Annotated in this window: 20 protein-coding genes; 8 read left to right on the forward strand and 12 right to left on the reverse strand. The window is 74.5% G+C overall.

The features are described 5' to 3' along the window. Nucleotides 1-63: 63 nt before the first annotated feature. Entirely contained in the window at nucleotides 64-654 is a 591-nt protein-coding gene (locus ACZ3YO_RS35195) for a TetR/AcrR family transcriptional regulator (protein WP_465577704.1), read from the forward strand. An 84-nt stretch (nucleotides 655-738) separates the two neighbouring features. On the opposite strand, the gene ACZ3YO_RS35200 is transcribed toward ACZ3YO_RS35195, so the two are convergent. The 12 genes from ACZ3YO_RS35200 to ACZ3YO_RS35255 all read right to left on the reverse strand — a co-directional run bounded on the left by ACZ3YO_RS35200 (nucleotide 739) and on the right by ACZ3YO_RS35255 (nucleotide 15,300). Continuing rightward, on the reverse strand, nucleotides 739-864 hold the full coding sequence (locus tag ACZ3YO_RS35200; RefSeq protein ID WP_465577817.1) for a DUF6191 domain-containing protein: 126 nt from the start codon (nucleotides 862-864) through the stop codon (nucleotides 739-741). After that, nucleotides 865-1,086: a hypothetical protein gene (locus ACZ3YO_RS35205; protein WP_465577706.1), complete on the reverse strand. Its 222-nt coding sequence runs from the start codon at nucleotides 1,084-1,086 to the stop codon at nucleotides 865-867. A gap of 122 nt (nucleotides 1,087-1,208) precedes the next feature. After that, entirely contained in the window at nucleotides 1,209-3,635 is a 2,427-nt protein-coding gene (locus tag ACZ3YO_RS35210; protein ID WP_465577708.1) for a right-handed parallel beta-helix repeat-containing protein, read from the reverse strand. 218 nt (nucleotides 3,636-3,853) lie between these two features. Further along, nucleotides 3,854-4,732 carry an MOSC domain-containing protein gene (locus ACZ3YO_RS35215; RefSeq protein WP_465577710.1) on the reverse strand — a complete coding sequence of 293 codons (879 nt, stop codon included), beginning with the start codon at nucleotides 4,730-4,732 and terminating at the stop codon, nucleotides 3,854-3,856. Nucleotides 4,733-4,941: 209 nt separating this feature from the next. Then, nucleotides 4,942-5,775: a DUF6643 family protein gene (locus ACZ3YO_RS35220; RefSeq protein WP_465577712.1), complete on the reverse strand. Its 834-nt coding sequence runs from the start codon at nucleotides 5,773-5,775 to the stop codon at nucleotides 4,942-4,944. Between the two features lie 460 nt (nucleotides 5,776-6,235). Beyond that, nucleotides 6,236-6,694, reverse strand: coding sequence for a large conductance mechanosensitive channel protein MscL (mscL, locus tag ACZ3YO_RS35225; RefSeq protein ID WP_465577714.1), 459 nt, complete (start codon nucleotides 6,692-6,694; stop codon nucleotides 6,236-6,238). A 129-nt stretch (nucleotides 6,695-6,823) separates the two neighbouring features. Beyond that, complete coding sequence (locus tag ACZ3YO_RS35230; protein WP_465577716.1) at nucleotides 6,824-8,017, reverse strand: DegT/DnrJ/EryC1/StrS family aminotransferase; 1,194 nt, start codon at nucleotides 8,015-8,017, stop codon at nucleotides 6,824-6,826. Then, nucleotides 8,014-9,702: a hypothetical protein gene (locus ACZ3YO_RS35235; protein ID WP_465577718.1), complete on the reverse strand. Its 1,689-nt coding sequence runs from the start codon at nucleotides 9,700-9,702 to the stop codon at nucleotides 8,014-8,016. The genes ACZ3YO_RS35230 and ACZ3YO_RS35235 overlap by 4 nt, the downstream gene beginning before the upstream one ends. Beyond that, nucleotides 9,702-10,778 carry a GNAT family N-acetyltransferase gene (locus ACZ3YO_RS35240; RefSeq protein ID WP_465577720.1) on the reverse strand — a complete coding sequence of 359 codons (1,077 nt, stop codon included), beginning with the start codon at nucleotides 10,776-10,778 and terminating at the stop codon, nucleotides 9,702-9,704. The genes ACZ3YO_RS35235 and ACZ3YO_RS35240 overlap by 1 nt, the downstream gene beginning before the upstream one ends. 39 nt (nucleotides 10,779-10,817) lie before the next feature. Then, on the reverse strand, nucleotides 10,818-11,948 hold the full coding sequence (locus tag ACZ3YO_RS35245; RefSeq protein ID WP_465577721.1) for a glycosyltransferase: 1,131 nt from the start codon (nucleotides 11,946-11,948) through the stop codon (nucleotides 10,818-10,820). Continuing rightward, nucleotides 11,945-13,831: a nucleotide-binding protein gene (locus ACZ3YO_RS35250; RefSeq protein WP_465577722.1), complete on the reverse strand. Its 1,887-nt coding sequence runs from the start codon at nucleotides 13,829-13,831 to the stop codon at nucleotides 11,945-11,947. Before ACZ3YO_RS35250 ends, ACZ3YO_RS35245 begins: the two co-directional genes overlap by 4 nt. A gap of 329 nt (nucleotides 13,832-14,160) precedes the next feature. Beyond that, nucleotides 14,161-15,300, reverse strand: coding sequence for a glycosyltransferase family 4 protein (locus ACZ3YO_RS35255; protein ID WP_465577723.1), 1,140 nt, complete (start codon nucleotides 15,298-15,300; stop codon nucleotides 14,161-14,163). Nucleotides 15,301-15,601: 301 nt separating this feature from the next. Between ACZ3YO_RS35255 and ACZ3YO_RS35260 the strand changes: the two genes are divergently transcribed. From ACZ3YO_RS35260 to ACZ3YO_RS35290, 7 genes are all read left to right on the forward strand, one after another. Next, entirely contained in the window at nucleotides 15,602-16,717 is a 1,116-nt protein-coding gene (locus tag ACZ3YO_RS35260; protein ID WP_465577725.1) for a glycosyltransferase, read from the forward strand. A 159-nt stretch (nucleotides 16,718-16,876) separates the two neighbouring features. Continuing rightward, nucleotides 16,877-17,818 carry a slipin family protein gene (locus tag ACZ3YO_RS35265; RefSeq protein WP_465577727.1) on the forward strand — a complete coding sequence of 314 codons (942 nt, stop codon included), beginning with the start codon at nucleotides 16,877-16,879 and terminating at the stop codon, nucleotides 17,816-17,818. Between the two features lie 171 nt (nucleotides 17,819-17,989). Beyond that, nucleotides 17,990-18,673, forward strand: a complete 684-nt coding sequence (locus tag ACZ3YO_RS35270; protein WP_465577729.1) for a thiol:disulfide interchange protein DsbA/DsbL — start codon at nucleotides 17,990-17,992, stop codon at nucleotides 18,671-18,673. A 147-nt stretch (nucleotides 18,674-18,820) separates the two neighbouring features. Continuing rightward, nucleotides 18,821-19,726, forward strand: a complete 906-nt coding sequence (locus ACZ3YO_RS35275; RefSeq protein WP_465577731.1) for an ABC transporter permease — start codon at nucleotides 18,821-18,823, stop codon at nucleotides 19,724-19,726. Next, entirely contained in the window at nucleotides 19,716-20,915 is a 1,200-nt protein-coding gene (locus tag ACZ3YO_RS35280) for an ABC transporter ATP-binding protein (RefSeq protein WP_465577734.1), read from the forward strand. The genes ACZ3YO_RS35275 and ACZ3YO_RS35280 overlap by 11 nt, the downstream gene beginning before the upstream one ends. A 3-nt stretch (nucleotides 20,916-20,918) precedes the next feature. Further along, entirely contained in the window at nucleotides 20,919-22,118 is a 1,200-nt protein-coding gene (locus ACZ3YO_RS35285; protein WP_465577736.1) for a glycosyltransferase family 4 protein, read from the forward strand. A 48-nt stretch (nucleotides 22,119-22,166) separates the two neighbouring features. Continuing rightward, nucleotides 22,167-23,042 (forward strand): alpha/beta fold hydrolase, encoded by an 876-nt coding sequence (locus ACZ3YO_RS35290; protein WP_465577738.1) that lies wholly within the window; start codon nucleotides 22,167-22,169, stop codon nucleotides 23,040-23,042. The last annotated feature ends 23 nt before the right edge of the window (nucleotides 23,043-23,065 follow it).

A 23,065-nucleotide genomic window follows, 5' to 3' on the forward strand; every position in this document is an offset into this window, starting at 1 on the left:
AGGAACTGAATCGAGGCTAGCTCTATCGACGCTCCCTTGTCTAGCGCCGCTAGGATTCGTCCTATGTCAATCCGGGAGCGCCGCGAGCGCGAACGCGCCGAGCGGCAGCAGCTGATCATCCGAACCGCCCGCGAACTGGCCGAGGGCGAGGACTGGGAGGCGGTGACGACCCGTCGGCTCGCCGAGCGGATCGAGTACAGCCAGCCCGTGCTCTACAGCCACTTCGCCAACAAGGACGCGATCGTGGCGGCCGTCGCGCTGGAGGGCTTCTCCGCGCTGGCCGCCGACCTGCGGGCCGCCGTACGGAAGGCCGACGGGCCGGCCGAGGCCTTCGGCGCCGTGGCCGGCACCTACCTCACGTTCGCGGCTGCCAATCCGGCGCTCTACGACGCGATGTTCACCCTCGCGACGGACCTGCCGTTCGGGAAGCCGGACTCGCCCGCCCCGCTGGAAGAGGCCTTCGCCGCGCTCGTCGGGCCGATCGCCGAGGTGGCCGGCGCCGAGGATCCGGAGCCCTTCGCCGAGATGGTCTGGGCGGCCCTCCACGGCCTCGTCACCCTCACCCGGAGCGGCCGGCTGCGCCCGGACTTCGCGGAGCAGCGGCTGGCGCTGCTGGTGGAGCGGATGCTGGGTGGTGCGGCCCGTCGGGGGTGACGGGACGCCGCGACAGAGGCGCTGTGGGCAGAGAACAGGTGGCGGATGTCGTCCTCTGCCGCTTGTCGGCTGCCGCTCCGCAGGTCAGGTGCCCTGCCTGCCCGTGCGGCGGAGCACCGCCCTGCCGCCCGTGAGGTCGACGCCGGTCCGCTTCGGCGCGCCGTCGTGCTCGTCGTCCCGCAGCACCAGCTCGATCCGCCGCTGCTCCAGCTACACACGCTTGCTCGGGTAGAGCAGCGCGTGCAGCTCCTCGGTGGCGGTCGCTCCCGCTCCGCCCCCACCCGCGCGCGATCCCGTGCGCGATCCCGGAAGCGCGCCGTCCGCCCCCGGCCGGGCGAGCAGCCGGCGGGCGACCGCGCCGAGGAAGAACACCACGACCAGGGCGGCCGGCAGCAGCAGTCCGCCCGCCGCGCCGGTGAGAAGCATGCTCATGCCGGTTCAACGCCCGGCGGGTGGAGGGGAGTTCCTCGCCGGACGGTGCCACGCCGAGCCGGACGGTGCCACGCCGAGCCGGTCAGGGCAGTCGCTCGGGGCGGCCGCTCGGGGGCAGGCGGTCAGGGGAGCCGGGCGCCCGGGAGGTCGGCGGGGACGAGCAGTTGGAGCTCCTCGGTGGACGGGTCCTCCAGGTGGGCGACCCGCATCGCGTGCCGCTCGACCATCGTCTCGAAGACCTGCCGGGCCGTGCGCCCGTTGCCGAAGTTGGGGCCGCGCTCCAGGCCGGCGAAGTGGTCGAGCAGCGCGCCCTCGGTGGCCTCGGCCAGCGCGTACTCGTGCTCGGCGCACTGGGCGCGGGCGATCTCCAGCAGCTCGTCCGCGCTGTAGTCGGAGAAGGTGATGGTCCGTGAGAACCGGGACGATACACCGGGGTTGGCGGAGAGGAAGCGTTCCATCTCGGCGGTGTAGCCGGCCACGATGACGACCACCTCGTCCCGGTGGTCCTCCATGAGCTTGACCAGGGTGTCGATCGCCTCGCGGCCGAAGTCGCGGGCGCCGTCCTCGGGGGCCAGCGCGTACGCCTCGTCGATGAAGAGCACCCCGCCGCGGGCCCGGTCGAAGGCGGCGGCGGTGCGGATCGCGGTGGAGCCGATGTGCTCGCCGACCAGGTCGACGCGGGCCACCTCGACCAGGTGGCCGCGCTGCAACACCCCGAGTGAGGCGAGGATTTCGCCGTAGAGCCGGGCCACCGTGGTCTTGCCGGTGCCGGGGGCGCCGGTGAAGACCAGATGGCGGCGGAGCGAGGGGGCCTTGAGCCCGGCCTGCCGGCGGCGCCGGCCGACCGAGATCAGGTCGATCAGCGTCCGCACCTCCTGCTTGACCGTGGCCAGGCCCACCAGCGCGTCGAGTTCGGCGAGCGCTTCGTCGGCGGGCCGGCAGTCCGGAATCGGCCCGATCGCCGCCGATACCGGTGCCGACGCCGGGGCGGGAGCCACCCGTGCGGTCAACGGAGGCGCCGGTGCCGCGAGTTGGGCGGTCCGCGGGGCGGGCAGCTCAGGCCCGGGCGCGGCCGGCGCGACGTCGTCCGAGGTGCAGGCCTCCACCACCGGCCCGGGCTCGGAGAACTCGAAGCCGGCCCGCTCGTTCTGCTCCGCCCGGCAGCGGGTCAGGACGGTGCGGCAGCCGTCGATGATGTGGAAGCCGAAGCCCTTGCCGTGCGAGACCCGGCAGTCCTCGAAGGTGCCGCGGCCCTGTGCCGAGACGTACACACCGGCGTCCGAGCTGGCCCGGACGGTGCAGTCGCGCACCACCGGGTCGGCGCCCTTGGTGACGATGACGCCGGTGGCCACGTCGGAGATCTCGCAGTCGGTGAGCAGCCCGCCGCTGCCGTGGTCGCGGAACCAGAGCCCGGTGCCGGCCTCCTGGACCCGGCAGCGGGTGAGCGTCACCCCGGCGCCGCCGCTGACCGAGACCGCGGAGCTGCGGATCCGGCTGAACGAGCAGCCCTCGGCGGTGGCGGTGGAGTCGCGGTCCAGGACGAACAGTGCGTCCGGCAGGTCGTGCAGCGAGCAGTCGGTGAGGGTGAGCCGGGCGCCGTCGCTGACCCAGAGCGCCGGGTACTCGCCCGACGATCCGTGGATCTCGCTGGACTCGGCGGTGGCCTCGGTGCCCTGGTCCCAGACCGAGAGCGCGCCGCGCCCGAAGTCCCGCACGGTGCTGTTGACCAGGCTGAGCCGGGCCCGGCCGCGCAGGTCGGCGCCGTTCTCCGGAAGGTCGTGCACCCGGCAGCCGGTCAGCACCAACTCGGCCTCGCTGTCCAGGGTCACGCCGTTGCCGGTGACCCGGTGGATCTCGCAGTCGACCAGCCGCCCGCCGGCCTGCGCCTCGGCCTGCACCCCACTGCCCCGGATCTCGTAGATCTCGCAGCCGGTCAGCTCGGCGGCGCTGCCCGGGTCGGCCAGGAGCACGCCGGCGCCGCCCGCGTGGTGGATCCGGCAGCGTTCGAGTGCGGCGGTGGCGCCGTCGAGGACGGCCAGTCCGGCCTGCCCGGCGGCGGCGACCTCGCAGTCCTCGAAGGCGGCCGCGGTCCCCTCGCCGCGCAGCCGCAGGCCGAGACCGGCCGGGTTGGTGACCACGCAGCCGCGCAGGGTGGGCCGGGCGCCGCCGGTGACCTCGATGCCGGTGGCCGAGCGGGTCTCCACCCGGCAGCCGCTGAGCGAGGGAGTCGCCTCCGGGCCGGTGACCAGCACGGCCGGGACGGAGCTGTCGCTGCCCTCGATCACCAGGTCACGGACGATGGCGGCGGCGGTGACGGTCAGGGGTACGCCACCCGGCGGGTCGATCCGGACCGTGCCGGGGCCCTGCGCGGGGACGACGGTGACCGCCTTGTCCAGCACCAGGTTCTCCCGGAAGGTGCCGGGCCGGACGCTCACCGTGTCGCCCGGCTCGGCGGCCGCGAGGGCCTCCGCGAGCGTGTCGTACTCGCCGGCGCGGCGCCGCCAGCGGGATGCGCTGTCCTGGGTGACCCGGACCCTGTGCTCAGCCATGACGGTCTGTCGTCCCCACCTTCGTCGAGCCGGCGATCAACGGGCCGTGTGCGCGTGGGTGCGCGGGCCGCCCGCCCACCGTAGCGCGCCCGCGCGGGTGGTCCGGCCGCCCGGCGCAGAGAGGTGCCGGGGGCCGTTTCGTCTTCACCACATGCTTCAACGAGCGCGCACAGTTCCGGTTCCGGACGGGACGGGAACGAAGGAGGCGGCCGGGAGGCTCAGACCGGCTCGTTCGCCGGCCAGTGGGCGCCGTCCTCCAGCACCTCGACCTCGTCACCGACCCGGAGCGTGCCGAGCACGTCGCCGTCGGTGCCGGCCGGGCGCTCGGGGATCAGGTTCTGCCCGAACGCCGCCTTCTTGAGCAGCTTGTGGTGCCGGGCCAGGGTGCGCAGCGGCTCGGGGCCGCGCCGCTCGCCGCTCTCCTGGTCGGTGGTGGTGACCACGCACCGGCCGCACGGCTTGGCCACCTTGAAGGTCAGCCCGCCGATCCGGATCCGGCGCCAGCCGTCCTCGGCCCACGGCTCGGCGCCGCCGACCACCACGTTCGGGCGGAAGCGCTCCATCGGCAGGGTCTCGTGGCCCTCCGGGTGCTCCTCGCCGATCAGCGCGTTGAGCTTCTCCAGCGAGGCGGTGGTGACGAGCAGCAGCGGGAAGCCGTCGGCCATCGAGACGGTGTCGCCGGGCGCGGAGAACTGCGGGTCGACCGGGCGGGCCCGAGGGTCGTCCAGGTGCACCAGGCGGTAGTCGCCGAGGTGCTCGGCGATCCACAGGTGGGCCTCCTTGACCGCCTCGGCGGCGCGGAACCGGGTGCCCCAGACCTCGACCTCGGCGAGCGGGTCGCCGTCCGCGACGGCCGGAGCCGGGACGTCGATCCGGGAGCCGCCGGGGGCGGTGAGGGTGAGCGTGCCGTCCTCGGAGAGCTCGGCGCGGATCTGGCCGAGGGCGGCGTTCTCGCGCTGGCTGACGAAGCGTCCGGTGGCGTCGGCCAGCATCCAGCGGCGGTCGCCGACCAGGCCCCACGGTTCGACCCGGGCGCTCGCGGGGCTCAGGCGGTACATCGACTTGACGGGGTAGACGTGGAGTCCGGTGAGCAGCATCCCCCCATCCTGCCAGCACCCGCCGGACCGCCGGCACCCCCGGTGGCCGGGGCTGCGGCACCCCGTACGCGCACGGACCGCCCGGACGCCGTGGGGGGCGGTCCGGGCGGTCCGTGGATGACCCGTTTCTCCGTACGCCCGGCGCGCGGTGGCGCCGGGTGGTGCTCAGGTGGTGCGGGTTCGGGCCGGGTGGGGCCGGCCCAAGGGCGTCAGTAGCCCTGGCCCTGCGGCTGGTAGCCCTGCTGGAACTGGCCCGGCTCGCCGTACGCGCCCGGGCGCTGCGGCTGCATCGGGCGGACCGGCGCGACCGGGGAGACGGCCGGGCGCAGCTGGGCGCCGCCGAAGCCCTGGTCGCCGCCCTGGCCCTGGAAGCCGGGGCCGCCGGCCGGGCCGGCGCCGGCGAAGGACTGCTGGCCGCCGAACGACTGCTGGCCGCCGAAGCTCTGCGGGCCGCCGTTCGGCTGGCCGGCGGGCTGCGGCTGGCCGCCGAAGGAGCCCGGGCCGCCCATCGGCTGCGCGCCGAAGGACTGCGGGCCGCCCTGGCCGGCGCCGACGAAGGTGTTCTGCCCGCCGAAGCTCTGGCCGCCGGACGGCTGGTAGCCGCCGCCGGTGGCCTGCGAGAAGCCGGGGGCGGGAGCCTGCGGACGCTGGCCGGACAGGTACGGCTGCGGGCCTCCGTAACCGGGGACGGGCGGCTGGGGCGCGGAGGCGTACGCCGGTGCGGGCTGGGCCGGGATGTACGCCGTGGCGGGGCCGGCGGAGGGACCGCTGCTCGGGCCGGGGCCCAGGGCGAGGCGGGCGGGCGGCAGCGCGGGGAGGTTGCTGCCGGGGGTGTCGTACCCACCGCCGTACCGGTTGTCGTAGGACGGGCCGAGGCCGGATCCGTAACCGGACGACAGTGCCGGCGGCAGGGCGGCCGGCACGTTGATGGGCGCGATCTGCGGGACACCGCGCTCTGCGACGAGGGAGTCGTAGATGGGCGTGCCGGAGGAGAAGGACGGAGAGGGGTAGCCGACTCCGTCGTAGGAGCGGGGCGAGGTCATGGGGCATACGGTAAGCCCACAATGCGCCTGCTGAGGAGAGTGGGAGGCCGAGCAGTTCGAGTGTTTACACAGTCTTCGCTCGCACAAAGGTTTCGAAAGTAGTAAGAACGGACATTCCGGCAGCGAGTTCAGGCCAGGTTCGGGCCGGGGTGCGGCCTCGAACGGAGCCCGGACGGGGCCCGCGAAGGCCGGTGCGGTGACGGGGCAGTGGACGGTTCCGGTCCCGGCGAAGAAACTTTTGCGGGCGGGGCGTGCGCTGGCGCATTCGAGCCCCTGCCGGGGGGCCGACAGGGGCTCGTGAATGTTTCGGGAATAAATTTCCCGTGAGGGCTGGTCAGGGGCGCGAAGCCCGAGGTCAGCGAGCCTGCGCGGCCGCGGGCCGGTGTGTCGTGGATGTGTGGGCCCTGGTGTGCGGGCCGTCGTGTGCGGGGCGTGGGCGTGTGTGCCGGGGGCCCGGGCGTCAGCGGGCCTGGGCCGGCTGCGGGTGGGACGCCTGGGCGGGGAAGCCCGGCCGGCCGGCCACCTCGGAGGTGCAGAACGAGCAGCGCACCGCCGCCGCCGGGATCGGGCTCAGGCACTCCGGGCAGTCCGCCTTGGCGACCGGTGCCGGCTTGGCGCCGTCCAGCCTCGCCTGGAGCTTGCCGACCGGCACCACCACGATGAAGTAGATCACCGCGGCCACCAGCACGAAGCTGATCAGCGCGTTCACGAACACGCCGTACGGGAAGGCGGTGCCGGCCACCGCGAAGGTCTTCTGGGTGAAGTCGCCGACGGCGCCGGTGGCGACGCCGATGAGCGGGGTGAGGAAGGCCGTGACGAACCCGGTGACGACGGCGGTGAAGGCCGCGCCGATGACGATGCCGACCGCGAGGTCGACGACGTTTCCGCGCAGCAGGAAGCTGCGGAATCCCTTGAGCACCGGGTGACTCCAAATCCGTACGGGGGAGGGTGAGATGGGACCGCGGGCCCCGGCCGGACATCCTGCCGACCGGGGGTGCCCGCGGTCCAACCGTGTTTCACCCGATCCGCCTAACCGGCGGGCGGCCGGTCAGGCGGTGCGCAGGCGCTCCGCGTACGGCTGGATCCGGGCCACCGCCGCGGCGATCCGGCGGACGACGGGTGCGTCCATGTGCGACCAGAGCGGCACGGTGAGCACCGCGGAGGCCAGCCGGTCGGTCACCGGCAGGGCCTCGGCCTGGCCGAGGTGGGCGTAGGCGCGCTGGCGCTGCACCGGCGGGTGGAAGTAGCGGCGCGAGTCGATGCCCTCGGCCCTCAGGGCGTCGGCGAGTCGTGACGCGGTGAGCCCGAAGGCGGCGGCGTCCAGGATCAGCGTGAGGTCCTTGAAGGTGGAGACGTCGCCCTCCTCCGGCAGGGCCAGCCGCAGCCCCGGCAGGCCGGAAGTCTCCGCGGCGAACTCGGCCACAAGAGTGCCTCGATGGGCCACCCGTTCGGGCAGCCCGGCCAGCCAGTTGAGGCCGACGGCGGCGTGCAGTTCGCTCATCCGGGCATTCAGGCCGGGGAAGAGCGTGTCGTAGTCGCCGGGGTTGCCGTAGTCGCGGGCGGTTCGCAGCCGGCCGGCGAGGCCGGCGTCCCGGGTGGCGACCAGGCCGCCCTCGCCGGCCACCGCGACCTTGGTCGGGCTCATCGAGAACACCTCGGCGTAGCCGAAGTTGCCGACCGGCACGCCCTTGCGGCGGCTGCCGAAGCCGTGGGCCGAGTCGTAGACCAGCGGCACGCCGGCCGCGTCGGCGGCCTCCTGGAGCCGCTCGACCTGGCAGGGCGTGCCGTAGACGTGGGTGGCCATCAGCGCGGCCGGGCGGTCGGCGGCGGCGAGCCGGGCGGCCGCGTCCTCGGGGTCGAGGGTGATGTCCTGCTCGCGGGCCTCGGCGAACACCGGGGTGCCGCCGGCCCAGTGGGCGGCGTGCGCGGTGGCGGAGAAGGTGAAGCCGGGCATCACCACCGGGCGCCCGCCCCCGACCCCGGCGGCCTGGAGCACCAGCATCAGGCCGGCGGTGCAGTTGGAGACGGCCACCACGTGCGGCACGTCCAGCAGCTTGGCGGCGGTCTCCTCCAGTTCGGCGACGGTGCGGCCGTTGGTCAGCTGCCCGCTGTCGAGGACGGTGCCGAGCCGCTCCAGCAGCGCGGCGCGGTCGGGGACCCGCACGCGGGTGAGCGGGAGTCCGTCCGGGAACGCGGGCGTGCCGCCGAGGGCGGCGGGCAGGGCAAGGGTGTCGGTGGTCATGGCGCGGTGGATCCCCCCTGGAACGGTGACTGGGACTCGGAGTTGCGCGGGAACGGGAGCCTGCCCGCCGACGGTGGCCCGGACGATGACCGGGGCGAGGGCAGGGTCGAGGACTGTGACACTGACCGGGGCGAGGGCTTCTGTGGTGGGGAGGGAGGCGGCGAGCCGGACGACGCAGCCGCCTCCGGGCGGCCCGGACCGCCGACGCGGCCGACGGCGTGGACCTCGGGCGGCCGCAGCCGCCCACCCCACTGCCCCGGCGCGACCCGCCAGACCGGTGGCGAGCGGCGCTTGGCCGGCCCGCGGGCGGTGGTGGCCGCCGGCACGACCAGCAGCACCAGCACCAGCGGCAGCACCTGGACGCGCTCGCGCGACAGGATGCCCATGTTGTTGATGGTCGAGAAGGCCCAGCAGAACAGCAGCGTGTAGACGGCGGTGAAGGCGAGGTACGAGCGCTGCACGAACAGCCGGGGCAGGCGGCTCAGCCGCGGCCAGCTGCGGATGAACATCACCAGCAGCGCGAAGCACTCCACCGACTGGATCAGGTTCTGGATGTTGGACGCCTCGAACGGGAACGGCCGGAAGAGCACGCTGACCACGGCGACCGGCAGCCCCGCCGGATTGAGGCTGATCCTGGGCGCGGTGTCCTCGGGCGCGGTCGCGCTGATCATGGAGTTGCCCTGGCTGGTGCGCCGCGAGGTCTCCGAGAGCACCTGGTTGACGGCGTCGCCGCCGGTGCCGTCGGTGCCGAAGAAGGTGGAGACCTGCTGGAGCATCAGTACCGCCATCGCGCCCAGCACCACCGCGGTCAGGATGGTCCGCAGCGGCCCGAGCGCGCTCGCCTGCTGCGGGCGCTTGCGCAGCACGTACGCGACCATCAGTCCGGCCCCGGCGAGCGCGGTGACGTGCGGGCGGACCATCGCGGTGCCGAGCGAGCCGAGCGCGATGCAGGCGAAGGCGCCGAAGCGGCGGTCCAGCAGCCGGGCGGTGCCGTAGGTGGTCAGGCCCAGGCAGAACATCATCCAGGCGTCCTTGCCGATGCTGGACGGCCAGAACAGCAGCGAGGGCAGGAAGAAGACCAGCTTGGCGTACTTTCGGGTGTCCGCCTCGGGGAACGCGATCTGCAACGCCCGCCAGAACAGCAGCAGGCCCCAGAACCCCAGCCAGGAGAAGACGAGGAACCCGCCGATCAGCGACGGCCCGGTGATCGCGTAGACGACGCCGGTGACGATGATGACGAAGCCGGTCCCGGCGACCTTCATCCCGAGGTCGTAGTGGACGCCGGCGAACAGGTCGGCCTGGTCGAGGTAGGCGGCGAGCTCGGTGCCCTTCTGGTGGTACATCTTGGCGTCGGCCGCGCCGCCGTACAGCACGAACGCCATCAGGTAGCGGGGGAAGGCGCAGAGCAGCTTGGCCGTCATGGCCAGCAGCAGCAGGCGGAACACGTCCCGCTCGGGGTTGGCGGCGGCGATCCGGGCGAGGATCGGGGTACCGACCGCCATCAGCGCCGGGAGGATCAGCAGTGCGCCCCACGTGTCGTACGAGGTGTGCACCAGGGCGAGCACGAAGAGTGTGACGTAGCCGGTCACCAGCGCGGCCGCGACGGTGGAGGGCCAGGGCACGCGGGTCAGTGCGGCCCGGGCGGGGTGCAGCGCGGCCCGGGCCGCCGGGGCCGGCCAGGGCATCAGAAGACCTCCAGGTCACCGAGGGTGAACCGCCAGTCGGCCACGGTCAGTTCGGTGCGGCCGGCCGGGGTGCGGGCGGCCAGCCGCATGCCGGTGCGCGGTGCGCGCAGGTAGCCGGTGCGCAGTGCGGCGGCGGCCGCCTCGGTGCCGGGGGAGAGGTGGGTGGCGACGTGGTCGCAGCCGGACTCGTGGGCGGCGGCGCGCAGCAGCCGGGCGGCGCTGTCCCGGTCGCCGGGGCGGACCAGGACGTCGGCGAGGGTGAACTCGGCCAGCGGGCCGCGCCGGCGGGGCCGGCCGAGGGCGAGGCCGGTCAGTTCGCCGCCGCGGTGGGCGGTGAGGACGCGGTAGTCCAGGCCCGGGGCCCGCCCGTAGCGCCAGTGCAGGAACTCCGGGGTGCGGCGCACGGCCAGGCGGGGGTCGGCCGCGTCGGCCGCGGCCCGCTCGCGCAGCAGCTCGGCCAGCGGGCCGTCGGCCGGCTGGGCGTCGAACCAGTCCACGGCGGTGGGGAGTTGGCAGGCGACCGGCGCCGCCGGCCCGGCCGGACGGCGGTCCAGTGCGGCGCGCACGCCGCGGGCGAACGCCGCCGGGCGCACGGCCCGCAGCGCCACCGGGACCGCGCCGAGCTCCTGCCAGCCCATCGTCCGGTAGCCGGGCAGGCTCTTGCCGTTCGGAGTGTTGAACACCAACTCCGTCTCACCGGAGACCTGTTCGAGCAGGTCCAGGGTGAGCCGGCGGAAGATGCCGCGGCCCTGGAAGTCCGGGTGGGTGGCGGTGTCCACCGGCCGGACGGCGGCGATCGTACGACCGGTGGCGCCCTCGTGCCACTGCCAGCGCAGGAAGAGCCGGACGCCGGCGAGGCGCCCGTCCGGGGTCTCGGCGAGCAGGCCGGGGCTGGCGCCGAAGGGGTTCTGCCGGTGCTTCCAGATGAAGAACTCGGCGGTGCGGGTGCCGGTCGGGCCGCCGGCCAGTGAGGCGGTCAGCAGGTCGAGTACCGCCGGGAGGTCGGCGTCCGTGAGCGGGCGGAAGGTCGGCTCGGCGGGGGAGGGCAGGGCACTCACGTCCGGACTCGCACTCATTTCGGGGTCGGGCCTCCGGAGGAGGCGGTGGTCGGGGGTTCAGCGCCGCAGGACCTGCTCGTACACCGCCTCGACGGCCCGCTGTGCGCCCGCCACGTCGAAGCCCTTCGCGCGCTCCCGGGCCGCCGCGCCGAGGCGCTCGCGCAGCCCCGGGTCGCCGGCCAGCCGGGCCAGGGCCTCGGCCAGCGCGGCCGGGTCGCCGGGCTCCACCAGCAGGCCCTGCCCACCGTCGTCCACCACCTCCGGCATGCCGCCGACCCGGGTGACGACGGACGGCAGGCCGCTGGTCATCGCCTCCATCAGGGCCACCGGCAGGCCCTCCTGCCGGGAGCTCAGGGTGAACACGTCCAGTCCGGGCAGCAGCACCGGCACGTCGGAGCGCGAACCGGCGAACAACACGCTGTCGGCGACGCCCAGTTCGGTGGCGCGGGCCCGCAGCCGGCCGTCCAGCGGGCCGGCGCCGACCAGCACCAGCCGGGCCTGCGGGTGCCGGCGGCGCAGCGTGGCGTGGGCCGTGAGCAGGGTGGCCTGGTCCTTCTTCGGGGTGAGGTTGCCGACCGTGCCGACTACGAACGCGTCCTGCGGGAGCCCGAGTTCGGTGCGCGCGGCGGCACGGGCGGCCGGACCGCCGGGGGCGCCGGCCAGGTCGGGGCCGTGGTGCACCACGTGCACCCAGTCACCGGGGCGTCGGCGTTCGGCGGGGATGGTCCGCTCGACGGCGTGCGAGACGGCGATCACCGCGTCGTTGCGCCGGTAGGTCAGTGCGTTGGCCCAGCGGGTGGCCGGCCGGTAGCGCTCCCAGACGTTGTGCTCGGTGTGCACCAACCGCGGGGACCCGGCGGTGGGGGCCAGCAGCCGGGCGGCGGCGGCCGGGATCGGCATGTGGGTGTGGACCAGCCCGTAGCGGCGGCCGGCGAGCAGGCGGCGCAGCCGCAGCGGCCAGCGCGGGTCGGCCCGGCCGGGAGTGCCCGGCGCACCGCCGAGGCAGTGCACCCGCACCCCGGCCCCGACGAGTGCCGGGGCGAGGGCGTCCTTCCACGGCAGCACGTACGCGACCTCGATCTCGTAGCGTGAACGGTCCGCGTGGCGGGCGCAGTTGAGCAGCAGCTGCTCGGCGCCGCCGCGGCCGAGGCCCTTGGCCAGCCAGAGGACCCTCGTCGGCCCGCTCACCGCTCCTCCGCCTCGTGCAGCAGGGCGGGCTCGTCGTGGTCGCCGTCGCCCTTGGGGTCCTGGCCGCCCTGGGCGGCGTGCCCGCCCTTGCCGCTCTGGCCGACGTGACCGCGCTGATCGCCCTGACCGTTGACACGGTGGCCGTCGGCGCCGTGGCCGTCGGCGCCGCGCCGGGCCCAGCTGGGCGCCGACCGTTCCGCCGGCCGCTCGGCCCCGGGCTCCTTCGCCCGCTCCAGCGCCGGTGCCGTCGCCGGAGCGGCCGCGCGCGGCAGGGCGGTCTGCGCCGAGCGGCCGCCGACCGCCACCGGACCGCCGCCCGCCGTGCTGCGCCGCCGCCGCCCGGCCGGGCCATAGGTGCCGAGCAGTGCCACGCCGGCCACCGGCACGCCCGTCCGGGAGAGCAACTCCGCCACCCGGTCCGCCTGTTCCGGTGTCACGTTGCCGCTTCGCACGGTCACCAGGACCGCGTCGGCGTGCTGGACCAGGTCGTACGCGTCATTGGCGTGCAGCAGCGGGGAGGTGTCGACCAGGATCACGTCCGCGTGCCGCCGGGCCCGGCGCAGCACCTCGGCGGCCCGCAGCACCAGCGCCGCCGGGTAGGCGGTGGTGTTGCCGCCGGTGATCAGCGAGACGCCCTCGACGTTGGTCGGCCGGATCAGCTCGTCCAGCTCACCCAGCTGTTCGCCGCTGAGCAACTCGGCCATGCCCGGCCCGCCGCCCACGCCGAGGTGGGCGTGCAGCTGCGGGTGGCGGAAGTCGCAGTCCAGCACCAGGACTTCACGCCCGGTCTCGGCGAGCGCGGCGGCCAGGTTGGCCACCGTGGTGGTCCGCCCGTCGCCGCTGCTGCCGGAGGCGACCAGGACCACCGGCGCCGGTCGGCCGAGCCGGCGCGCGACGCCTTCGGCCGGCTCCCGGCCGGCCTGCCCGTGGGCCGGCAGGGCGAGCGCGTCCGGGCCGGTGAGCAGCAGGGTGGAACGCAGCGAACGGTACGCCTCGGCGGCCGGGTCGGACGGCCGGGCGCGCACCAGCGGTTCGCGCAACCGCCGCAGCCGGCGGGAGAGTTGCGGCACCTCGCCGATCACCGGCAGGTTGAACGCCTCCTCGACCGCGTTGCGGGTGCGCAGCCGGGTGTCCATCCGGCTGAGCATCAGCGCCGCGACGACGCCCAGGGCGAGGCCGAGGGCCACCGCCAGGCCGAGCCGGACGCTGCGGGTGGGGGAGGAGAGCAGGTTGCTGGTGCCCTGGCGGGCGTCGATGCTTCCCCACTGCTGGATGGCGTCGGTCTGGGCGCCGTTCTGCAGCTTGCTGATCGCGGTGAGCGTCGCGGTCAGCGAGGTGGACGCGGCGGTCAGCTTGGGCTGGAGCTTGGGCTGGTCGCCGGCCGATGAGCGGTTGAACTGCTGCTGGATGTCGTCCAGCGCCTTCTGCTGGGCGTCGGCCTGCGACTGGAGCTTCTTGATGGTCTCGGCGGCGCTCTTGGCGGACTCGTCGCTGAAGCCCTTGATGATCGCGGCCGAGTAGGCGGCCGCCAGGTCGGAGCAGGACTGCTGGGTCGGCCCGGTGGTCGCTATCGACAGCATCTGGGCGCTGTCGGCCGTCACCGTCCGGCGGGCGATCACCGCGGCGGCGTCGGCGATGCCGAGCTGTTTGGCCGCCGCCGTCGCGACGTCCGAGCCCTGCGCGTACGAGAGCACCTGGTCGGCCCGCACGGTGTCGCCGGCCCCCGCGACCGGCGTGATGGCGACCTTGCACTTCCATTTGGCGTTGTCCACCGTGTCACCGGCCGGGGTCAGCAGCCAGCCGACGACGAGTGCGGCGAGCGTGCAGCCGACGAGCAGCCGCCAGTACCGCCGCAGGACGGTGAAGTGGTTTGCCGGTTCCACCGGTTGGATCCCCTCGCGTTCGTGTGCGGTGGTGCTGTGGAACTCCCGCCCGGGGGCGGCCCGTTCGGGAGCGCGACGGTCCGGGTGCTGCTACCTGTGCCGGACTCGCGGCACGGTGGGATCCCTCGGCTGATGTCGCAACTCGCCCCCCTGACGACTCGCTCCCCGGCGTTCCCCGTCCGGCGTCGCCGCGCGAGCCCGCTCTCGGCCCGCCGCCCCCGCCGGTCCCCCCTGCGATGCTTGCCGAGCCGCGACGTGCGGCGCAACCGCTTTGGCGATACTGGGACCGGCCGATTCCCGACGAACGGCCCGGTGGTGGCCGGAACCCGTCAGACCGCGCGCACCCGCAGCGACCGCTCGTAGAACTCGACCATCTGCGCCGACACCTGGTGCAGGGTGAACGAGGTCAGGAACCGGGCCCGGGCCGCCTTCGCCCGCACCCGGGCCGCCGCCCGGTCCTCCAGCGTGTCGGTGAGCGCCGCCGCCAGTTCGGCCGGCCGCTCCGGCGCCACCAGCCGGGCGTAGTCCTCCGAGCCGACCGTCTCACGCAGCGCGGGCACGTCCGCGCAGACCAGCGGCACGCCGACGCCCATCGCCTCCATCGCGGCGCTGCCCAGCCCCTCCCAGCGGGAGGGCACGGCGAACGCGTCGGAGGCGGCCATCAGGTCGAAGACGTCGTCGCGCGGCCCGAGGAAGCGCACGTTCCCCGCCGCCGCGGCGAGCGCGGTCAGCCGGGCCGTCTCGCCGCCCTCGCTGCCGGCCAGCAGTAGCACCGCGTCCGGCTCGGCGCGCAGCACCCCGGGCCAGGCCTCCAACAGCACGTCCAGGCCCTTCTGGTACTGCTGGCGGGCAGCCGCGAGGACCACCGGGACGTCCTGCGGGAGGTCCAGCGCGGACCGGACGGCGGCCCGCCGGTCCGGGGTGACGGAGCCCAGCAGCTCCGGGTCGCGCCCGCGCGGGACGACGTCGATCCGGTCCCGCGGCACCCGCAGCCGCTGCGCCATCGCCCCGGCCACGTACCGGGTCAGGGCGTGGAAGCGCCGGGTGCCCTGGGCGGTCGCGGCGTCCACCGCCTGTGCGGCCCGCACCTTCCACGGGCTGAGCCCGCGCGCGCCCCGGTGCTCCGGGCCGTACGACGAGTTCACCAGGCTGGAGACCACCGGGGTGCGGGCCGACAGGGCGGCGGCCCGGCCGAGCACGTCGGACTCGTAGAGCGTGGTGTGCACGAGGTCCGGCCGGCGCTCCCGGATCAGCCGGTGCAGTGCGGCGCCCGTCCGCCCGCGGGTGGCCCGGCCCACGCCGAACACGTCGGCACCGGCCCCGGTCAGCTCCGGCTGGAAGCCGCCGGGGGAGTCCTTGAGATACGCGACGTCCAGTTTCACCCCGGCCCGCACCAGTTGGGGGGCCATCGCCACCAGACCCTGCTCGGCCCCGCCGACCCGGCTCACGCTGTCGATCACATAGAGCACATGCACAGGCCAACCCCCGCCCTCCTGGGGCGCGCCCGGTCTCCCTGCCGGCCGGCACCCTGATTGCCGATCAGCATCGCAGGTGGCGGCCGCCGCCCGCCAGGGAATCGGCCAGGACGCTCCGCCGCCTCCCGGGGCGGCCGGGGGCGGCCGGGGGCGCGCAGCAGGGCGCAGAGCCGGCGCGCCCGGCGGGCGGTGGCGTCCCGCGGCGCCTCGCGGGAGTACCCACGCGGGCGCGCAGGCACCACGGGCTTGCGCGAAGGGGCTGTACCGCGCCGGGCCCTGTGCCAAGGTCGTTCCCATGCCCGACGCGACGCCGGCGAAGACGGCCGGAACCCGCCCCCGCATCCTGCACCTGATCACCGATCCGCGCCGCCGCGGCGCCCAGAACCTCGCCAGGGACCTCGACCGGGAGCTGCGCCGCCGCGGCCAGGCATCCGCACTGCGCGCCCTCGCCCCGCACCCCGACGCCCACCCGGACGCGCCCGACACCCGTGCCACCACCGTGCTCGGACCGGGCCGGCTGCACCCGGCCACCCTGCGCGCCCTGCGCGCCGCGGCCCGCACCGCCGACCTCGTCGTCGCGCACGGCTCGTCCACCCTCACGGCCTGCGCCCTCGCCCTGGCCGGCACCCGCACGCCCTTCGTCTACGTCTCCATCGGCGACCCCCGGCACTGGACGGCGAGCCCACTGCGCCGGCTGCGCACCGGCGTCCTGCTGCACCGTGCGGCCGTCGTCACCGCACTGGCCGACGAGGCCCGCGGCGTCCTGCGGGACCGCTTCCGGCTGCCCGCCGGCAAGGTTCGCACCATCCCCAACGCCCGTGCCGCCGACCGTTACCCGCCCGCCGACGGCGAGGCCGGCCGGCGGGCCGCCCGGCACGCCCTCGGCCTGCCCGCCGACGGTCTGCTGGTCGCCTGGATCGGCGCGATCGCGCCGGAGAAGCGGCTCGACCTCGCCCTCGACGCCCTCGACCGGCTCCCCGACGTCCGCCTCGCCGTGGCCGGCGACGGCCCGCAGCGCGCCGCCCTCGAACAGCATCCGGCCGCGGCCAGGGCTCACTTCCTCGGCACCCTCGCCGACCCGGGCCCGCTCTACCGGGCCGCCGACGCGCTGCTGCTCACCAGCGACAGCGAGGGCGTGCCCGGTGTCCTGATCGAGGCCGGGCTGGCCGGGCTGCCCGCCGTCGCCACCGACGTCGGCTGGGTCCGCTCGGTGGTCCGCGACGGTGTCACCGGCGCCCTGGTCGCCCCCGGAGACCCGCTCGCGCTCGCCGAGGCGCTGGCCGAGGTGCTGGCCGGCGACCGTGCCGCGCTCGGCGCCGCCGCCCGCGCGCACACGCTCGCGCAGAACGAGCTCGGCGTGGTGACCGACGCCTGGCAGGGCCTGTTCACCGAGGTCTGGCGCCGGAGCTGACCGGCCCGTGCCCGGGGCGCGCACCGACGATGCGTCAAAACGGCGTCCGCCCTGGGAACGGACGCCGGACAGGCGCATACTTCGCTGCGCGGCGCGCCCGTACGACGGAGCCAGCAGGGACTCCGCCCGGGTGCGCCGGCACGGGGAAAGGTCACCGGCATGGTGGTACTCGCGGGCCTCGCGGCCCTGGGAATTCTCTGGCTCGCCACCGGGGTACGGGTGGTGCAGCAGTACGAGCGGGGTGTGGTCTTCCGGCTGGGCCGGGTGCGCGGACGGGTGCGCCAGCCCGGCCCCGCCCTGCTGGTGCCGGTCATCGACCGGATGCGCAAGGTGAACGTGCAGGTCATCACCATGCCGGTGCCCGCCCAGGAGGGCATCACCCGGGACAACGTCTCGGTGCGCGTCGACGCGGTCGTCTACTTCCGGGTGGTCGACCCGGTGCTCGCCACCGTCGACGTGCAGAACTACACCTTCGCCATGTCGCAGGTCGCGCAGACCTCGCTGCGCTCGATCATCGGCAAGAGCGAGCTCGACGACCTGCTGTCCGGGCGGGAGAACCTGCACCGCGGGCTGGAACTGATGCTGGAGAGCCCGGCCGTCGGCTGGGGCGTGCACATCGACCGGGTCGAGATCAAGGACGTCGCGCTGCCGGACTCGATGAAGCGCTCGATGGCCCGGCAGGCCGAGGCCGACCGGGAGCGGCGCGCCCGCATCATCACCGCCGACGGCGAGTTCCAGGCCGCCGCGAAGCTCGCCCAGGCGGCGGAGATGATGGACAGCACGCCGTCCGCGCTCCAACTGCGCCTGCTCCAGACGGTCGTGGAGGTGGCGGCGGAGAAGAACTCCACCCTCGTCCTGCCGTTCCCGGTCGAGCTGCTGCGCTTCTTCGAGGGCGCCACGCCGAAGGCGGGCACCGCCCCACGGCAGTCGCCCGAGCCGGCCGGCGAGCAGCGCCCGGCCGGGGAACAGGGACCGGCCGGCGAGCAGGGAACAGGCGAGCAGCGACCGGCCGGGGAGCCGCCCGCCCTCGCCAAGGCCGCGTCCGTGCCCACGCCCGCGGTGGTCCCGCCGCGCCCGGAGCACGCGCCGCGTCCGGAGTGACACAGGACCCCGGCCTGGTCCGGCCTGGTCCCGCCCGTCGCCGTGGCGGCAGCCGGCTCCGGGGCGGGCCCGGGCGGGGCGGCCGGCCGCCCTGGGCCGTCCGGGTGAATCCGTCCGCGACGCACCGGCGGAACCGTCCGGTCGCGGACCGTGGCCGCGAGGATGCGCGGTGTGAAATCGCTGCTGAGGTCCACCGTCCTGCTCGCCGTCGCCACCGGGATCGCCGCATCCCCTGTCCAGGCCGGCGCAGCCACCCATCAACCCGCCACCGAGGGTTCCCGGTTCACCCGCGTCGACCAGCCGCAGGCGGCGCGCGCGAGCGCCCGCACCGAGGCGCTCGAGTTCTTCTGGTACGACTGCGGCCACTCCCAGCAGCTGGAGAAGCCGCTCCAGGCCTGGGCCGAGAAGCACCGCGAGGACGTCGACCTGCGCCGGGTGCCCGCGATCTGGCCGGGCAGTCGCGAGGAGGGCACGCAGCGCGGCCACGCGCGCCTCTACTACACGCTGGAGCGCCTCGGCCTGGTCGAGCGCCTGCAGACCGGCGCCTTCCGCGCGATCCACTCCAACAAGCAGGACCTCACCACCGAGAACACCGCCACCGACTGGGCGCTGCGCCAGGGCGTCGACCAGCAGCAGTTCCGGGACGCGTACCGCTCGGCCGACGTGCAGCAGGCCGTCGACGAGGCCGCCGCACTGTTCGTCCGGTACGGGATCAACGAGCTGCCCACCGTCGTCGTGCAGGGCGAGCACCGCACCTCGCCGACCCACGCCGGCGGCGTCGAGGCGATGCCCGGTGTCATGGACCAGCTGGTGCAGCAGGATCAGCAGCGCAACCCGCGCCGGACGCGGTACTGACCCCGACCCGATCACCTTCACCGAACCGACCCCCGGCGACCACACTCTGTGCCAGAGTGGACGCCGGGCCGCACCGCTCAGGCCGGGAACTGCCGTGGCGGAAGGCCCACTTCTCGATTCCGGCGGTACCGGAGAGGGCAGGGGTCCGTGGGGGGACAACGCGCGCAGCTCGTCGACGAGCGCGACAGCCAGACATCGGCCGCTCCGAGGCGGCCCGCGGCCGCCGACGGGCCGCCACCGGAGCTGGTCTTCAAACGCCACCTGCGCCCCGCGCAGGTGGCCCGGGAGCTGTGGGGCGCGCGTGAGCTGGTCCGCGCCCTGGCCGAGCGCGACCTGCGAGCCCGCTACAAGCAGGCGGTGCTCGGCTTCGCCTGGGCGGTGCTGACCCCGCTCGCGCTCTGTTCCATCTTCACGCTGGTCTTCCACCGCGCGGTGAAGATCGACACCGGCACGGCGGCCTACCCGCTCTTCGCCTACGTCGGCCTGATCGTCTGGCAGTTCTTCAGCAACACCATGAACCAGGGCGCGCTGAGCCTGGCCAACAACCTCAGCCTGCTGAACAAGGTCTACTGCCCGCGCGAGGTCTTCCCGCTGGCCACCATGCTGGTCGCCAGCGTGGACATGGTGATCGGCATCGGCGTCCTCGGCCTGCTCTTCCTGATCTTCTGGACCGCCCCCGCCGCGACCTTCCTCTGGGTCCTGCCGCTGCTGCTCATCCAGTTCGCCTTCACCTACGGCGTCGCGCTGATCCTCTCGGTGGCCGTGGTCTACCTGCGCGACGTCCGCCACCTGCTGCCGATCATCACGCAGATGGGAGTCTTCGCCACCCCCGTCGCCTACCCGCTGGCACAGATCCCGCAGCGCCTGCAGGAGATCTACGTCGGGTTCAACCCGCTCGGCGCCGTCATCGAGGGCTACCGCGGAGCCCTGCTGTACGGGGACGCGCCGGACGTCACGCTCACCTCGATCGCCGCGGTCTCCTCGCTGGTGTTCCTGGTCGGCGGCTACCTGCTGTTCAAGAAGCTGGAGACGGGGATCGCCGATGTCGCCTAGCCGGACGCACCCCCTGGGCACCATCCGCACCGACCAGGTGTGGAAGCGCTTCAAGGCCGACCAGCAGCGGATGCTGCTGCGCGACAAGGTCGACTCGCTGGCCCGCCGGCTGCGCGGCGAGAAGGGCGAGGACTGGCGATGGGCCCTGCGCGACATCACGATGCACATCGAGCCCGGCGAGTCGGTCGGCCTGATCGGCTCCAACGGCTCCGGCAAGTCCACCCTGCTGAAGATGCTGACCCGGGTGATGTACCCGTACGGCGGCGTGATCGACGTACGCGGCCGGATCGGCGCGCTGATCGAGATCCGGGCCGGCATCCACCCGGATCTGACGGGCCGGGAGAACATCTACCTGTTTGGCGCCTTGCTGGGTCTGCGGCGGCGCGAGGTGGCCACCCGCTTCGACGACATCGTGGAGTTCGCCCGGCTCGGCGGCGCCATCGACCGGCAGGTCAAGTTCTACTCCTCCGGCATGCAGATGCGCCTCGGCTTCGCCGTCGCTGCCTACCTGGAGCCCCATGTCCTGCTGGTGGACGAGGTGTTGGCGGTCGGCGACGCCGTCTTCCAGCAGCGCTGCCTGGACCGGATGCGTGAGGTCGCGGAGCAGGGCACCACGATCGTCTTCGTCTCCCACGACCTGCCGGCGGTGGAGTCGATCTGCCGCCGCGGCATCTGGTTGGAGCAGGGCTCGGTGCGGGTGGACGCGGGCATCAAGGAGGCGATGGCCGGCTACCGGGACTCCATCGAGGCGCAGTCCGAGGCCGGCGGCCGCACCGGCGAGCCGCTGCAACTGCTCAAGCACGCCGTCCGGGGCGAGGACCGCGACAGCCTGACCACCGACGAGCCGATGACGATCGAGCTGACCCTCGGCGGCGACTACCGCGGCGACGCCACCCTGCACCTGGGTGTCAGCGAGGGCACCTCCAGCCCGATCTTCCAGATCAGCCACGAAGTCCGGCTCACCGGCGAGGACCACCAAGTCGCCTGTGTGATACCCAGGTTGCCGCTGCCGCGTGGGCGGTACACGCTCTGGGCCGGCGTCTACAGCATCGGCCGGACCGACGGCGGGACGCTGATGAGCTGGCACTCGGTCGGCCAGTTCGACGTGTTCGGGCCGATGCTGGACACGCCGCCGCGCGCGGTCGTGCTGGCCGCGCCGGTGTTCGTCCCGCACCACTGGGAGGAGTGAGCCTTGCGACCTGTCCGGGTGCTGGTCCATCTCAACAACCTCGCCCTGGGCGGGGCCCAGCTCAACGCCGTCGACATCGCCCGCACCCTGCGCGACCGCGGCCACGACCCGGTGCTGTTCGCGCAGGGCGTGGCCGGCCCCGCCCCGCTGGTCGGGGTCGCCGCCGGGCACGGTCTGGAGGTGGTGGTCGCGGGCGGGCCCGACACCCCGCACGCCGAGATCCGCCGCCGTCTCGGCCGTCTCGCCGCCGAGCACGGCAGCCAGCTGCTGCACGCCTGGGAGGTCCGGGCCGCCCGCAACTCCTACTTCGGGCCCGGGCGTTACGGCCGGATGCCGGTGGTCACCACCTTCTACGGCATCCGGATGCTGCGCGGCCTGCCCCGGCACCAGCCGCTGGTGCTCGGACTCGGTGCGCTGATGGGGGACGGCCGGGCCTTCGGCCACCGGGACGTCAGCCTGATCGAGCCGCCGGTCAACACCGCCACCGACGCGCCCGGCCGGGTGGACGGGGCCGCGTTCCGCCGTGAACACGGCGTCGGTGAAGACGAGTTGCTGCTCGCGATCGTCACCCGCCTGGTGCCCGCGCTGGAGAAGGACGCCGGCGCCGAGCTGACCGTCGACGCCGTCCGGCAGTTGGACGACCCGAGGGTGCGGCTCGTCATCGTCGGCGCCGGGCCCAGCCTGGAGAAGCTGCGCGCCCGAGCGGCCGGGGCGAACGCGGCGCTCGGCCGCCAAGCCGTCCTGGTCCCAGGCCAGTTGGCCGATCCGCGGCCCGCCTACCAGGCTGCCGACGTCGTCCTCGGCATGGGCGGTTCGGCCCTGCGGGGCCTGGCCTTCGGCAAGCCGGTCGTGGTCCACGGCGCGGCCGGGTACACCGCCGTGCACGAGCCGGGCCCGCTGGTGGAGCCGCACGCCTCACGCTGCATGTACGGGTTCGGCGACGGCTCGCGCGCCCCGGAGGTGCTGGCCGGCCAGCTCCGCGGCCTGCTGGACGACGCCGGGCGCCGGGGCCGACTGGGCTCCTGGGGGCGGGAGTGGGTGGTCGGGCGGTTCTCGCTGGAGAGCGTGACCACCGCCTTCGAGGAGCTGTACGGCCGGGTGCTGGCCCGGCCGGCCCGGGTGACGGGCTGGCTGAAGGACCTCGAACAGATGACGCGGTACGAGTTCACCAAGCCGGCCGTGCTGCGGCTGCTGGGGCGGTGATCGCCGGACCATTGCTTCTAACTCTTACTGCGGTGTTTAATGGTTAGCATGAGCGAGCTGACGATCCCGCACATCCGGCACCGCCACGTCGACGTCGACGGCCTGCGCGTCTTCTACCGGGAGACCGGTCCGACCGACGCGCCCGTCCTCCTGCTGCTGCACGGATTCCCCTCCGCCTCCCACCAGTTCGGCCGGCTCCTCGACGCGCTCGGCACCCGCTACCGCCTGATCGCCCCCGACTACCCCGGCTTCGGCCACAGCGACAGCCCCGCGCCCGGCGACTTCACCTACCGCTTCGACACCCTCGCCGACGTCGTCGAAGGCTTCTGCCTGGCCCTCGGCCTGGACCGGTTCGCCCTCTACGTCTTCGACTTCGGCGCCCCCGTCGGCCTGCGGCTGGCCACCCGCCACCCGGAGTGGATCACCGGCCTGGTGGTCCAGAACGGCAACGCCTACGAGGAGGGACTCTCCGACCAGGCCCGGGAGTTCATCGCCAACCGGCACGGCGTCGACGGCGCCGCCGAACGGGCGCGCTCCATCCTCACCCTGGAGATCACCCGCAGCCAGTACGAGGGCGGCACCGGCGACCCGGAACTCGTCGCCCCGGACGGCTGGACCCTCGACCAGCACTTCCTCGACCGGCCCGGCCGCAAGGACATCCAGGTCGAACTCGCCCTCGACTACCACTCCAACGTCGCGCTCTACCCCGTCTGGCAGGAGTGGCTGCGCACCCACCGGCCGCCGGCGCTCGTCATCTGGGGCCGGAACGACCCCTTCTTCACCGAGCCCGGCGCCCGCGCCTACCTGCGCGATCTGCCCGACGCGGAGCTGCACGTGTTCGACACCGGGCACTTCGCGCTGGAGGAGAAGCTCCCCGAGATCGCCCCGCTGATCGACGACTTCCTCGCCCGCACGCAGAAGTGATCGCCTGCCGGGACGAGCCGGCC

This window comes from Kitasatospora sp. NPDC022785 (genome assembly GCF_055561295.1).